This window comes from Pseudomonas sp. GL_093 (genome assembly GCF_057837605.1).
Genome location: NZ_CM174448.1, coordinates 6,066,884 through 6,079,492, shown reverse-complemented (window position 1 = coordinate 6,079,492; position 12,609 = coordinate 6,066,884). Strand labels below are relative to the sequence as shown.

Genomic DNA, 12,609 nt, shown 5'->3' with positions numbered 1-12,609 from the left:
CCACAGGGCTCGCTCCGACATGTTGCATTTTCATATTTCGATCTTCTGGTGCAGTTCGCTTGTCGGGCGCAATGCCCGGGCATAGCAGAACAGAAACAGATTGCGCACCAGTTCCTTGAGCACCACCGGCTCGCTGGAACTCAAGCCGTTGACGTCCAGATCACCCTGATCCTGCAGCTCGTTCAAGGCTTCTTCTTCAAGCACCGCACAGACTTCCCCGGTTTCCCGATGCAGGATCCTGAGGTAAGGGTGTGGGCGGTCCAGCCAGGCGTCGATCAAATAAGTCATGGGTCTCATCTCCATTGATGGGTTTCAATGAGAATAATTCTTATTCATCAAATAGCAAGGACCTATTGGCGGTTTGTGTTTTTTTAAGGGTAAAGGTTGCGTAAGGTCAAAACGGCTGGCGTTTGGCTATTGCGAGGGATTGTTGGGCGAAGCGGGGGAGGGTGAAGCACCATCCCACGCGGGACGCGGGATGGAATACAGCAGGCTCAGACTTTTCTGACGAACTCGGATTTGAGCTTCATCGGGCCGATGCCGTCGATCTTGCAGTCGATGTCGTGATCGCCATCGCACAGGCGGATGTTCTTGACCTTGGTGCCGACCTTGACCACCAGCGACGTGCCTTTGACCTTGAGGTCCTTGATCACGGTGATGGTGTCGCCGTCCTGCAGGACGTTGCCGACCGAATCCTTTTTCACGGTGTCATCGGACACTGCTTCGGCTTCGCCGCTGGCGGACCACTCGTGGGCGCACTCAGGGCAGATCAGCTGGGCGCCGTCTTCGTAGGTGTATTCGGAATTGCATTTTGGGCAGGGTGGCAACGTGCTCACTAAAGCTCCTTGGATTGAGGATCGCTAAAAGTCGCACATTATATAGGGTTTTAGGCGGAAGAGGGGTGACAGCGAAAGATCGCAGCCCCGTAGGAGCTGCCGCAGGCTGCGATCTTTTGATCTTGCTGTAAAAATCAGTGCGTGCGGGCGACCGCAAATTCGCTCAATTCGACCAGCGCATCGCGGTACTCGCTGGCAGGCAGCGCGTCGAGGCACTTGATCGCGCGGGCCACGTAGTCACGAGCCAGCTGGGCGGTGTAATCCAGCGAACCAGACGCTTCCACGGCTTCGCGGATGCTTTCCAGGTCTTCGATGCCGCCTTTCTGGATCGCCTTGCGCACCAGGGCAGCCTGCTCCGGCGTGCCTTCGCGCATGGTGTAGATCAGCGGCAGGGTCGGCTTGCCTTCGGCCAGATCGTCACCGACGTTCTTGCCCAGGGTTTCGGCGTCACCTTTGTAGTCCAGCAGGTCGTCGACCAATTGGAACGCCACGCCCAGATGATCGCCGAATGTACGCAGGGCTTCTGACTGTTCCGATGTCGCTTCGCAGAGCGCTGCAGCACTGTGGGTCGAGGCCTCAAAGAGCATCGCGGTCTTGCCGCGGATGACTTCCATGTAGGTTTCTTCAGTGGTGCTTGCGTCACGAACCTTGGACAGCTGCAACACTTCGCCTTCGGCGATGATGCGCGTGGCTTGCGAAAGGATTTTCATCACCGGCATGGAGCCCAGTTCGACCATCATTTCGAAGGACCGCGAATACAGGAAGTCGCCCACCAGCACGCTAGGGGCGTTGCCCCACATGGCGTTGGCCGTCGAGCGGCCACGGCGCATGCCGGACATGTCGACCACGTCGTCATGCAGCAGGGTCGCGGTGTGCAGGAACTCGATGGTCGCGGCCAGCAGGCGCAGGTCATCGCCTTCGCGACCCAGAGCCTTGCCACACAGCAACACTAATAGAGGGCGCAGGCGTTTACCGCCAGCCGAGGTAATGTAATCGCCGATTTTCGATACCAGCGGCACTCGGGAAGTCAGCTGCTTCTTGATGATGCCGTCGACGGCGCTAAAATCGTCCGCCACCGCGCGGTAGAAAGCTTGGGGTTGCATCAGCGACAGGTGCTCCAGAAGGGTTGCGCGGCATGCTAGGACCCACGTCGGCGGGTGTCAAGGTACGATGGACGGCCTCTTGCATCGCCCCGGCAGCTTGCGTACAATCGCGCACCCTGAACTTCCTGGGCAGCACCTGCCTTACGCAATTGCAAACAGGCCTTCCAGCCCAATGCAGCCATGCCAGCCAATACCTCTTCTTATAAAGAGCTGGGTGAGCAGGATTATCGGAGAAATACCATGTCGTACGCAGTAATTGTTACTGGTGGCAAGCAATACAAGGTCGCCCCAGGTGAATACCTGAAGATCGAAAAACTGGAAATCGCTACCGGCGAATCCGTTACTTTTGATCGCGTTCTGTTGGTCGCCAATGGCGATGACGTGAACATCGGCGCTCCAGTTGTTGCTGGCGCTACCGTTGTGGCTGAAGTGATCTCCCAAGGTCGTCACGATAAAGTCCGCATCATCAAGTTCCGTCGTCGTAAGCACCACATGAAGCGTATGGGCCACCGCCAGTGGTACACCGAGATCAAAATCACCGGTATTCAGGCTTAATTTCAGCCTAATTCCTCACTAGGAGAATTGACTCATGGCACACAAAAAAGCTGGTGGTAGTACCCGTAACGGTCGCGACTCAGAAGCCAAACGCCTTGGCGTGAAGATGTATGGCGGCCAGGTTATCATTCCGGGCAACATCATCGTGCGTCAGCGCGGCACCCAATTCCACGCCGGTTACGGTGTTGGCATGGGTAAAGATCACACTCTGTTCGCTAAAATCGACGGCGTGATCAAGTTTGAAGTAAAAGGCGCTTTCAACCGCCGTTACGTGAGCATTGTCCCGAAGACTGAAGTCGTCGCGGCATAATTACGTAGTTGCTGGAAAAGCCCTGTCTCGCGACGGGGCTTTTTCGTTTGTGGGGTGAGTCTCTTGCAAAGCTGTTTGTGATGGGCTCCAGCGCTGGATTTGCGGTCGTTGATTGAGGTCGCTGCGCTCATTTTTGCAAGAGTCTTATGTCTTAGTGTTTTTCGGCTCGTCCGTATGACGAGAGGCGTTTTGTTATGAAGTTTGTTGATGAAGTATCGATTCGAGTAAAGGCCGGCGACGGCGGCAACGGTTGCATGAGCTTCCGTCGCGAAAAATTCATTGAAAACGGTGGCCCGAACGGCGGTGATGGTGGTGATGGCGGCTCGGTCTACATGATCGCCGACGAAAACCTCAACACCCTGGTGGACTACCGTTACACCCGGCACTTTGATGCCGAGCGCGGTTCCAACGGCGGCAGCACTGACTGCACCGGCAAGAAAGGTGAAGAGCTGGTCCTGCGTGTTCCGGTCGGCACGACCGTCATCGACTCCGCTACTCAGGAAGTGATTGGCGACCTGACCAAGGCCGGTCAGCGTTTGTTGGTTGCTCACGGCGGCTGGCACGGTCTGGGTAACACCCGATTCAAATCCAGTACCAACCGTGCTCCGCGTCAGACCACTCCGGGCAAGCCGGGTGAGGCGCGTGATCTGAAGCTGGAAATGAAAGTGTTGGCTGACGTCGGTCTGCTGGGCTTGCCGAATGCTGGCAAAAGTACCTTCATTCGTTCGGTGTCGGCTGCCAAGCCGAAAGTCGCCGACTACCCGTTCACCACGCTGGTGCCGAACCTGGGTGTGGTCAGTGTCGATCGCTGGAAAAGCTTTGTGGTCGCGGACATTCCGGGTCTGATCGAAGGTGCTTCCGATGGCGCAGGCCTGGGGATTCGCTTCCTCAAGCACTTGTCGCGTACGCGTCTGCTGCTGCACCTCGTGGACATGGCGCCGCTGGATGACGCCAGCGCCCCGGATGCTGCTGAAGTGATCGTCAGCGAGCTGACCAAGTTCAGCCCGTCCCTGGCCGAGCGTGATCGTTGGTTGGTGCTGAACAAGTGCGACCAGATTCTGGAAGAAGAGCACGAAGAGCGCGTCAAGGAGATCGTTGATCGCCTGGAATGGACCGGTCCGGTCTACGTGATCTCGGCTATCTCCAAGCTGGGCACCGAGCGTCTTTGCCACGACATCATGCGTTACATGGAAGACCGTGCTGATCGCCTGGCTAACGACCCGGTTTACAAGGAAGAGTTGGCCGAGCTCGATCAGCGCATCGAAGACGAAGCCCGTGCTCAGCTGCAGGCCCTGGATGACCAGCGTGCCCTGCGCCGTAGCGGCGTGAAGTCGGTCCATGACATCGGCGACGATGATTGGGACGAAGAAGATGTGGATGACGAAGACGGTCCGGAAATCATTTACGTGCGTGACTGATTCGTTGCGATAAACTTAAACGCCGCTCACTAGAGCGGCGTTTTAGTATCTGGAAATCGGTAGTCACGAATAACGTTACGGGCAGTGCCAGGTCGCGCTGTCCTCAAGCTAAGGTTGAAGATGATGCGGAGCAAGGTGACAGGTGCGCAGCGTTGGGTCGTGAAGATCGGCAGCGCTTTGCTGACGGCGGACGGCAAGGGCCTCGATCGCGCGGCAATGGGTGTTTGGGTCGAGCAGATGGTGGCTTTGCATGAGGCTGGCGTCGAGTTGGTGCTGGTGTCCTCCGGGGCGGTGGCGGCCGGCATGAGCCGTTTGGGCTGGACCGTACGACCCAGTGCGATGCACGAGTTGCAGGCCGCTGCCGCCATCGGTCAGATGGGGCTGGTGCAGGCCTGGGAGTCGAGCTTTGCCGAGCATGGCCGGCATACCGCGCAGATTCTCCTGACTCACGACGACTTGTCCGACCGCAAGCGCTACCTGAATGCCCGCAGCACCTTGCGCGCGTTGGTTGAGCTGAAAGTTATTCCGGTGATCAACGAAAACGACACCGTAGTCACTGATGAAATACGTTTCGGCGACAACGACACGCTCGCGGCGCTGGTGGCCAACCTGGTCGAGGCTGATCTGTTGGTGATCCTCACGGATCGCGATGGCATGTTCGACGCCGATCCGCGTAATAACCCTAACGCCAACCTGATTTACGAAGCGCGCGCCGATGATCCGGCGCTGGATGCGGTGGCGGGCGGTACGGGTGGTGCGCTGGGTCGTGGCGGCATGCAGACCAAATTGCGTGCTGCGCGGCTGGCGGCTCGTTCCGGTGCGCATACCATCATCGTTGGTGGGCGTATTGACCGTGTGCTGGATCGCCTCAAGGCGGGCGAGCGCATCGGCACCTTGCTGTCGCCTGAGCGCGGCCTGTTGGCGGCGCGCAAGCAATGGCTGGCCGGGCACCTGCAAACTCGCGGCACGCTTGTGCTGGATGCCGGCGCGGTGACTGCGCTGTCCAAAGGCAACAAAAGTTTGCTGCCTGTGGGTGTCAAACTGGTCCAGGGCAGCTTCCGTCGTGGCGAGATGGTGGTTTGCGTGGCGCCGGACGGTCGTGAAATCGCCCGAGGCCTGGCCAACTACAGCGCGCTGGAAGCACAAAAAATCATCGGTCAGTCGTCTGAGGCGATTGTCGGTCTGTTGGGTTACATGGCGGAGCCGGAACTGGTTCATCGCGATAACCTGATCCTGGTCTGAAGGAATACCTGAATGCGCGTGGCAAAAGGATTGTTGGGTCTGCTGTTGGCGATGCCGCTGCTGGCCTCGGCCGAGGAGATTGGTCAGGTGTCGACAGTGTTCAAGTTTGTCGGTCCGAATGACCGCATCGTCGTCGAAGCGTTTGATGATCCAAAGGTTGAGGGCGTGACCTGCTACCTGTCGCGGGCCAAGACGGGTGGCGTGAAGGGTGGTTTGGGGTTGGCTGAAGATCGCGCGGAAGCGTCTATCGCTTGTCGTCAGGTCGGGCCGATCAGCTTCAAGGGCGAGTTGAAGGATGGTGACGAGGTGTTCAAGGAGCGCACGTCACTGGTGTTCAAGACCATGCAGGTGGTGCGATTCCTCGACAAGAAGCGCAATACGCTGGTGTACCTGGTCTATAGCGATCGTGTGATCGAAGGCAGTCCGCAGAATGCGGTCACCGCCATCCCTATCCTGCCGTGGGCGCAGGCTCAATAAGCTAACGAAGATCCAAATGTGGGAGTGAGCCTGCTCGCGATGGCGGTGCAACAGTCGACATCAGTGTTGAATGTTGCACCGCCATCGCGAGCAGGCTCACTCCTACATTTTTTGGTGTGGCTGCTAAATCGCAGGCAATAAAAAACCGACCCTAGGGTCGGTTTTTTAACAAGCTTATCGCTTATGCGGCAACAGCAAGGTTCAGAGCCTTGACGTGACCGTTCAGGCGGCTCTTATGACGAGCAGCCTTGTTCTTGTGGATGATGCCTTTATCGGCCATACGGTCGATAACTGGCACGGCCAGAACGTAAGCAGCTTGAGCTTTTTCAGCGTCTTTTGCGTCGATGGCCTTAACTACATTCTTGATGTAGGTACGAACCATGGAACGCAGGCTGGCGTTGTGGCTGCGACGCTTCTCAGCCTGTTTTGCACGTTTTTTGGCGGAAGGTGTGTTGGCCACCGTCGAGCTCCTCGAAAGACTTTTTAGGAAATAGCAAACAAAATAGGCCGCGAATCATGCCGATGAGTTGATGTCTTGTCAAGGGCGGTTGAGACGTTCCGCTAAGTGGTAGGTATAAAGAGGCGGGATATTTATTTCCGGCGCTTGACCTGTAAACTCGCGAGCTTTGGCTCTGTGCTGCTGCGGCGCGGAGTATCGCATAAGTAGGCGCTTTGTTCGCCTGCTGTTTATCGACAGGCACAAACTCTTTCAATGAATCTGCTCAAATCGTTGGCCGCCGTCAGCTCTATCACGATGCTTTCCCGGATTCTGGGGTTCGTTCGTGACACTCTCATTGCGCGCACATTTGGCGCCGGGATGGCGACTGACGCCTTCTTTATCGCCTTCAAATTGCCCAATCTGCTGCGGCGGATCTTCGCCGAAGGGGCTTTTTCCCAGGCATTCGTGCCGATTCTTGCTGAATATAAAAGCCAGAAGGGCGAGGAGGCGACGCGAACCTTCATTGCCTACGTCTCGGGCCTGCTGACGCTGGTGCTGGCGTTGGTCACCGCGTTGGGCATGATCGCTGCGCCGTGGGTCATCTGGGTGACCGCGCCGGGCTTCACCGACACGCCGGAAAAATTCGAGCTGACGGCCAGTCTGTTGCGGGTGACCTTTCCTTACATATTGCTGATCTCCCTGTCTTCGTTGGCTGGGGCGATCCTCAACACGTATAACCGCTTCTCGGTGCCGGCCTTCGTGCCGACCCTGCTCAACGTCAGCATGATTATCTTTTCGGTGTTCCTGACGCCGTACTTCGATCCGCCGGTCATGGCGCTGGGCTGGGCAGTACTGGCGGGTGGTCTGGCGCAATTGCTCTATCAGCTGCCGCACCTGAAAAAGATCGGCCTGCTGGTGTTGCCACGACTGAACCTGCGTGACAGCGGCGTCTGGCGGGTCATGAAGCAAATGTTGCCGGCGATTCTCGGTGTGTCCGTGAGCCAGATTTCGCTGATCATCAATACTATTTTCGCCTCGTTCCTGGTCGCTGGTTCCGTGTCATGGATGTACTACGCAGACCGTTTGATGGAATTACCGTCCGGTGTGCTGGGCGTGGCGCTGGGCACGATTCTTCTGCCGACCCTGGCCAAGACCTACGCCAGCAAGGATCGCCAGGAATACTCGCGGATCCTCGATTGGGGGCTGCGCCTGTGTTTCATGCTGGTGTTGCCGTGCTCCCTGGCGCTGGGGATTCTCGCCGAGCCGCTGACGGTTTCTTTGTTCCAGTACGGCCAGTTCAGCGCGTTTGACGCCTCCATGACCCAGCGGGCGCTGATCGCTTATTCGGTCGGTTTACTCGGGATTATCGTGATCAAAGTGCTGGCGCCGGGCTTTTATGCGCAACAAAACATCCGCACACCGGTAAAAATCGCGATTTTCACCCTGATCGTTACCCAATTATTCAACCTGGTGTTGATCGGTCCGCTGGCCCATGCCGGTCTGGCGCTGGCCATCAGCATAGGTGCGTGCATTAACGCCAGCCTGCTGTTCTATCAGCTACGTAAGCAGCAGATGTATGAGCCGCAACCGGGTTGGGCGAAGTTCGGTTTCAAGCTAGTGATTGCAGTGTTGGTGATGTCGGCTGTGTTACTGGTCGGAATGCATTTCATGCCAGCCTGGGATCAGGGGCATATGCTGGAGCGGTTCCTGCGTCTGGGCGCATTGGTCGTTGCCGGTGTGGTGGCTTATTTCGGCATGTTGCTATTGATGGGCTTCCGTTTGCGAGACTTCAATCGCAAAACGCTGAGCTGAGGTCACGACCTCGATAAACACGGGCGAATCGACGGTTTTGTCGGCTCGATCACTTTGGGTTACGGTGTTGCCTGTCGTCGGCCGCCGGGTGTGGTTATAATCGACCACTTTATGAGCAAGAAGCGCGTTATGCAGCTGGTTCGAGGCCTCCACAACCTGCGCCCCCAGCATCGGGGCTGTGTCGCCACTATTGGCAACTTTGACGGTGTTCACCGTGGCCACCAGGCTATCCTGGCGAGGCTCCGTGAGCGTGCGCTCGAGTTGGGCGTGCCCAGCTGCGTGGTGATTTTTGAGCCGCAGCCGCGAGAGTTCTTCGCGCCGGACACGGCGCCGGCCCGTCTGGCCCGGCTGCGGGATAAACTGCAGCTGCTGGCCGAGGAAGGTGTCGACCGGGTCCTGTGCCTGGCCTTCAACCAGCGCTTGAGCAAGCTCAGCGCCAGCGAATTCGTCGACACCATTCTGGTGGACGGCCTCGGTGTGCAACATCTAGAGGTCGGTGACGACTTCCGTTTCGGCTGCGACCGGGTAGGGGATTTCGATTTCCTGCAACAGGCTGGCGTCCTGCAAGGCTTTACCGTCGAAGCGGCGCAAACCGTGGAGCTGGACGGTATTCGCGTCAGCAGCACCCAGGTCCGCAATGCCCTGGCCGCTGCTGATTTCGCCTTGGCCGAGCGACTGCTCGGGCGTCCGTTCCGGATTGCCGGGCGGGTCCTGCATGGCCAGAAGCTGGCGCGCCAGTTGGGTACGCCCACGGCCAACATACAACTCAAGCGTCGTCGCGTGCCGCTGACCGGGGTTTACCTGGTCAACGTCGACATCGACGGCAAGACCTGGCCAGGCGTCGCCAACATTGGCGTGCGGCCAACCGTTCAAGGTGATGGCAAAGCCCACCTCGAAGTGCATCTTTTAGATTTTGCCGGCGATCTGTATGACCGGCGTTTGACGGTGGTTTTCCACCACAAGCTGCGTGAAGAGCAGCGTTTCGCCTCTCTGGAGGCGCTTAAGACGGCGATCAATGCGGATGTTGCCGCCGCCCGTGCCCTGTCGCACCTAGCGCCAATCGCTAATGAAGAGCCTTAAATGACCGACTATAAAGCCACGCTAAACCTTCCGGACACCGCCTTCCCAATGAAGGCCGGCCTGCCTCAGCGCGAACCGCAGATTCTGCAGCGCTGGGACAGCATTGGCCTGTACGGTAAGTTGCGCGAGATTGGCAAGGATCGTCCGAAGTTCGTACTTCACGACGGTCCTCCGTACGCCAACGGCACGATTCACATCGGTCATGCGCTGAACAAGATTCTCAAGGACATGATCATCCGCTCGAAAACCCTGTCGGGTTTCGACGCGCCTTATGTTCCGGGCTGGGACTGCCACGGTCTGCCGATCGAGCACAAAGTCGAAGTGACCCACGGTAAAAACCTGGGCGCGGACAAAACCCGCGAACTGTGCCGTGCCTACGCCACCGAGCAGATCGAAGGCCAGAAGTCCGAATTCATCCGTCTGGGCGTGTTGGGCGATTTCGCCAACCCGTACAAGACCATGGATTTCAAAAACGAGGCCGGTGAAATCCGTGCCTTGGCAGAAATCGTCAAGGGCGGTTTCGTGTTCAAGGGCCTGAAGCCTGTGAACTGGTGCTTCGACTGCGGTTCGGCCCTGGCTGAAGCGGAAGTCGAGTACGAGAACAAAAAGTCCTCGACCATCGACGTGGCCTTCCCGATTGCCGACGAAGCCAAGCTGGCTGCCGCTTTCGGTCTGCCGTCGCTGGGCAAACCCGCTTCGATCGTGATCTGGACCACCACCCCGTGGACCATCCCGGCCAACCAGGCGTTGAACGTTCACCCGGAATTCAACTACGCCCTGGTCGATGTCGGCGACAAACTGCTGGTACTGGCTGAAGAGCTGGTCGAGTCGTGCCTGGCCCGTTACAGCCTGGAAGGCTCGGTCATTGCGACCACCACCGGTAAAGAGCTGGAACTGATCAACTTCCGTCACCCGTTCTACGACCGTCTGTCGCCGGTTTACCTGGCCGAGTACGTTGAACTGGGCGCTGGCACCGGCGTGGTTCACTCCTCGCCGGCCTATGGCGTAGACGACTTCGTGACCTGCAAGAAGTACGGCATGGTCAACGACGACATCCTCAACCCGGTACAGAGCAACGGCGTTTACGCAACGTCGCTGGAATTCTTTGGCGGCCAGTTCATCTGGAAAGCCAACCCGGCCATCGTCGACAAGTTGACCGAAGTGGGTGCGCTGCTGCACACCAGCATCATCGAACACAGCTACATGCACTGCTGGCGTCACAAGACCCCGCTGATCTACCGCGCCACCGCGCAGTGGTTCATCGGCATGGACAAAGAACCTGTGACCGGCGAAACCCTGCGCAAGCGGGCGATCAAAGCCATCGAAGAGACCAAGTTCGTTCCGGCCTGGGGCCAGGCGCGCCTGCACTCGATGATCGCCAACCGTCCGGACTGGTGCATCTCCCGTCAGCGCAACTGGGGCGTGCCGATCCCGTTCTTCCTGAACAAGGAAAGCGGCGAGCTGCACCCACGTACCGCCGAGCTGATGGAAGAAGTCGCCAAGCGCGTCGAAGTCGAAGGCATCGAAGCCTGGTTCAAGATGGACGCCGCCGAGCTGCTCGGTGACGAAGCGCCGCAATACGACAAGATCAGCGACACCCTGGACGTCTGGTTCGATTCGGGCACCACGCACTGGCACGTTCTGCGCGGTTCGCACCCGATGGGCCACGAGACCGGTCCACGTGCCGACCTGTACCTGGAAGGTTCGGACCAACACCGTGGCTGGTTCCACTCGTCGTTGCTGACCGGTTGCGCCATCGACAACCACGCGCCATACCGCGAACTGCTGACTCACGGCTTCACCGTCGATGAGTCCGGCCGCAAGATGTCCAAGTCCCTGGGCAACGTGATCGCGCCGCAAAAGGTCAACGACACCCTGGGCGCCGACATCATGCGTCTGTGGGTCGCTTCCACCGATTACTCGGGTGAAATGGCGGTTTCCGAGCAGATCCTGCAACGCAGTGCGGACGCCTACCGGCGTATCCGTAACACCGCGCGCTTCCTGCTCTCCAACCTGACCGGCTTCAACCCGGCCACCGACATCCTGCCGGCCGAAGAAATGCTGGCGCTGGACCGTTGGGCCGTGGACCGCACCCTGCTGCTGCAACGCGAGCTGCAAGAGCACTACAGCGAATACCGCTTCTGGAACGTCTACTCCAAGATCCACAACTTCTGCGTGCAGGAGTTGGGCGGTTTCTATCTCGACATCATCAAGGACCGTCAGTACACCACTGGCGCCAACAGCAAGGCCCGCCGTTCGGCGCAAACCGCGCTGTACCACATCTCCGAAGCGCTGGTGCGCTGGATCGCGCCGATCCTGGCATTCACCGCTGACGAACTGTGGGAATACCTGCCGGGCGAGCGTAACGAATCGGTAATGCTCAACACCTGGTACGAAGGCCTGACCGAGCTGCCGGAAAACGTCGAGCTGGACCGCGCCTACTGGGAGCGGATCATGGCGGTGAAGGTCGCAGTCAACAAGGAAATGGAAATCCAGCGCGCGGCCAAGGCCGTCGGTGGCAACCTGCAAGCCGAAGTGACGCTGTTCGCCGAAGAGGCGCTGAGCGCCGACCTGGCCAAGCTGAGCAACGAACTGCGCTTCGTCCTGATCACCTCGACCGCTACTGTTGCACCGTTCGTTCAGGCGCCGGCCGATGCCGTGGTCACCGAAGTCAGCGGTTTGAAACTGCAGGTGGTCAAGTCGAGCCACGCCAAGTGCGCCCGTTGCTGGCACTGCCGTGAAGACGTCGGCGTGAACCCGGAGCATCCGGAAATCTGCGGTCGTTGCGTCGATAACATCAGCGGCGCTGGCGAGGTTCGTCACTATGCCTAATGCGGCTGGCCGTTTCGGACGGCTGAGCTGGCTCTGGTTGAGTTTGCTGGTCCTGGTCATCGACCAGGCCAGCAAGTTCTACTTCGAAGGCAAGCTCGAGATGTACCAGCAAATCGTGGTAATCCCCGATTTGTTCAGCTGGACCCTGGCCTATAACACGGGCGCGGCATTCAGCTTCCTGGCCGACAGCTCCGGCTGGCAGCGCTGGCTGTTTGCCCTGATCGCGGTCGTGGTCAGTGCGGTGCTGGTAGTGTGGCTCAAGCGTCTGGGGCGCAACGAAACCTGGCTGGCCGTCGCTTTGGCGCTGGTGCTGGGCGGCGCGCTGGGTAATCTGTATGACCGCATTGCCCTGGGCCATGTGATCGATTTCATTCTGGTGCATTGGCAGAACCGCTGGTATTTCCCGGCGTTCAACTTTGCCGACAGTGCAATCACTGTTGGTGCCGTAATGCTTGCGCTGGACATGTTCAAAAGTAAAAAGACCGGAGAAGCCGTTCATGACTGA

The 12,609-nt window shown here is 58.5% G+C and carries 14 protein-coding genes; 9 read left to right on the top strand and 5 right to left on the bottom strand.

Translation table 11 applies throughout. The features are described from left to right. Nucleotides 1-30 precede the first annotated feature (30 nt). From AC3IUE_RS28060 to AC3IUE_RS28050, 3 genes are all read right to left on the bottom strand, one after another. Entirely contained in the window at nucleotides 31-288 is a 258-nt protein-coding gene (locus tag AC3IUE_RS28060) for a PA4570 family protein (protein ID WP_489264348.1), read from the bottom strand. A 206-nt stretch (nucleotides 289-494) separates the two neighbouring features. Then, nucleotides 495-836, bottom strand: coding sequence for a zinc ribbon domain-containing protein YjdM (locus tag AC3IUE_RS28055; protein ID WP_008154270.1), 342 nt, complete (start codon nucleotides 834-836; stop codon nucleotides 495-497). 134 nt (nucleotides 837-970) lie between these two features. Beyond that, nucleotides 971-1,939 (bottom strand): polyprenyl synthetase family protein, encoded by a 969-nt coding sequence (locus AC3IUE_RS28050; RefSeq protein ID WP_033054288.1) that lies wholly within the window; start codon nucleotides 1,937-1,939, stop codon nucleotides 971-973. A gap of 240 nt (nucleotides 1,940-2,179) precedes the next feature. Here AC3IUE_RS28050 and rplU point away from each other — a divergent pair, with 240 nt between their 5' ends. The 5 genes from rplU (at nucleotide 2,180) to AC3IUE_RS28025 (ending at nucleotide 5,941) form a co-directional block, all read left to right on the top strand. After that, the gene (gene rplU / locus AC3IUE_RS28045) at nucleotides 2,180-2,494 is read left to right on the top strand and encodes a 50S ribosomal protein L21 (protein WP_003176051.1); all 315 of its coding nucleotides are present in this window, start codon (nucleotides 2,180-2,182) and stop codon (nucleotides 2,492-2,494) included. Between the two features lie 34 nt (nucleotides 2,495-2,528). Then, nucleotides 2,529-2,804 carry a 50S ribosomal protein L27 gene (gene rpmA / locus AC3IUE_RS28040; protein ID WP_003215862.1) on the top strand — a complete coding sequence of 92 codons (276 nt, stop codon included), beginning with the start codon at nucleotides 2,529-2,531 and terminating at the stop codon, nucleotides 2,802-2,804. Nucleotides 2,805-2,998: 194 nt separating this feature from the next. Beyond that, on the top strand, nucleotides 2,999-4,222 hold the full coding sequence (gene cgtA, locus AC3IUE_RS28035; RefSeq protein ID WP_489264347.1) for an Obg family GTPase CgtA: 1,224 nt from the start codon (nucleotides 2,999-3,001) through the stop codon (nucleotides 4,220-4,222). A gap of 123 nt (nucleotides 4,223-4,345) precedes the next feature. Continuing rightward, nucleotides 4,346-5,464 (top strand): glutamate 5-kinase, encoded by a 1,119-nt coding sequence (gene proB, locus AC3IUE_RS28030; RefSeq protein ID WP_461999887.1) that lies wholly within the window; start codon nucleotides 4,346-4,348, stop codon nucleotides 5,462-5,464. Nucleotides 5,465-5,476: 12 nt separating this feature from the next. Next, nucleotides 5,477-5,941 (top strand): CreA family protein, encoded by a 465-nt coding sequence (locus AC3IUE_RS28025; RefSeq protein WP_033054290.1) that lies wholly within the window; start codon nucleotides 5,477-5,479, stop codon nucleotides 5,939-5,941. A 181-nt stretch (nucleotides 5,942-6,122) separates the two neighbouring features. Here AC3IUE_RS28025 and rpsT read toward each other — a convergent pair whose 3' ends face one another. Further along, entirely contained in the window at nucleotides 6,123-6,401 is a 279-nt protein-coding gene (rpsT, locus tag AC3IUE_RS28020; RefSeq protein WP_008154937.1) for a 30S ribosomal protein S20, read from the bottom strand. 252 nt (nucleotides 6,402-6,653) lie between these two features. Here rpsT and murJ point away from each other — a divergent pair, with 252 nt between their 5' ends. After that, nucleotides 6,654-8,192 (top strand): murein biosynthesis integral membrane protein MurJ, encoded by a 1,539-nt coding sequence (gene murJ / locus AC3IUE_RS28015; RefSeq protein ID WP_461999885.1) that lies wholly within the window; start codon nucleotides 6,654-6,656, stop codon nucleotides 8,190-8,192. Here the strand turns inward: murJ and AC3IUE_RS28010 are convergent. Then, nucleotides 8,142-8,414, bottom strand: coding sequence for a hypothetical protein (locus AC3IUE_RS28010; RefSeq protein WP_489269011.1), 273 nt, complete (start codon nucleotides 8,412-8,414; stop codon nucleotides 8,142-8,144). The two genes, murJ and AC3IUE_RS28010, sit on opposite strands and share 51 nt — an antisense overlap. Between AC3IUE_RS28010 and ribF the strand changes: the two genes are divergently transcribed. Genes ribF through lspA form a run of 3 tightly spaced genes read left to right on the top strand, consistent with a single transcriptional unit; the run spans nucleotide 8,322 to nucleotide 12,609 of the window. Beyond that, nucleotides 8,322-9,272, top strand: a complete 951-nt coding sequence (gene ribF / locus AC3IUE_RS28005) for a bifunctional riboflavin kinase/FAD synthetase (protein ID WP_056742826.1) — start codon at nucleotides 8,322-8,324, stop codon at nucleotides 9,270-9,272. The genes AC3IUE_RS28010 and ribF overlap by 93 nt on opposite strands. Continuing rightward, the gene (ileS, locus tag AC3IUE_RS28000; protein WP_056742824.1) at nucleotides 9,273-12,104 is read left to right on the top strand and encodes an isoleucine--tRNA ligase; all 2,832 of its coding nucleotides are present in this window, start codon (nucleotides 9,273-9,275) and stop codon (nucleotides 12,102-12,104) included. Further along, a complete protein-coding gene (gene lspA / locus AC3IUE_RS27995; RefSeq protein WP_033054294.1) occupies nucleotides 12,097-12,609 on the top strand; it encodes a signal peptidase II in 513 nt (170 codons plus the stop codon). Before ileS ends, lspA begins: the two co-directional genes overlap by 8 nt.

Coding starts and splice junctions, on each gene's coding strand:
- ileS (WP_056742824.1), top strand. CDS start 9,273: ATGACCGACTATAAAGCCACGCTAAACCTTCCGGACACCGCCTTCCCA.
- cgtA (WP_489264347.1), top strand. CDS start 2,999: ATGAAGTTTGTTGATGAAGTATCGATTCGAGTAAAGGCCGGCGACGGC.
- rpmA (WP_003215862.1), top strand. CDS start 2,529: ATGGCACACAAAAAAGCTGGTGGTAGTACCCGTAACGGTCGCGACTCA.
- ribF (WP_056742826.1), top strand. CDS start 8,322: ATGCAGCTGGTTCGAGGCCTCCACAACCTGCGCCCCCAGCATCGGGGC.
- AC3IUE_RS28050 (WP_033054288.1), bottom strand. CDS start 1,939: ATGCAACCCCAAGCTTTCTACCGCGCGGTGGCGGACGATTTTAGCGCC.
- rplU (WP_003176051.1), top strand. CDS start 2,180: ATGTCGTACGCAGTAATTGTTACTGGTGGCAAGCAATACAAGGTCGCC.
- AC3IUE_RS28025 (WP_033054290.1), top strand. CDS start 5,477: ATGCGCGTGGCAAAAGGATTGTTGGGTCTGCTGTTGGCGATGCCGCTG.
- AC3IUE_RS28060 (WP_489264348.1), bottom strand. CDS start 288: ATGACTTATTTGATCGACGCCTGGCTGGACCGCCCACACCCTTACCTC.
- proB (WP_461999887.1), top strand. CDS start 4,346: ATGCGGAGCAAGGTGACAGGTGCGCAGCGTTGGGTCGTGAAGATCGGC.
- lspA (WP_033054294.1), top strand. CDS start 12,097: ATGCCTAATGCGGCTGGCCGTTTCGGACGGCTGAGCTGGCTCTGGTTG.
- murJ (WP_461999885.1), top strand. CDS start 6,654: ATGAATCTGCTCAAATCGTTGGCCGCCGTCAGCTCTATCACGATGCTT.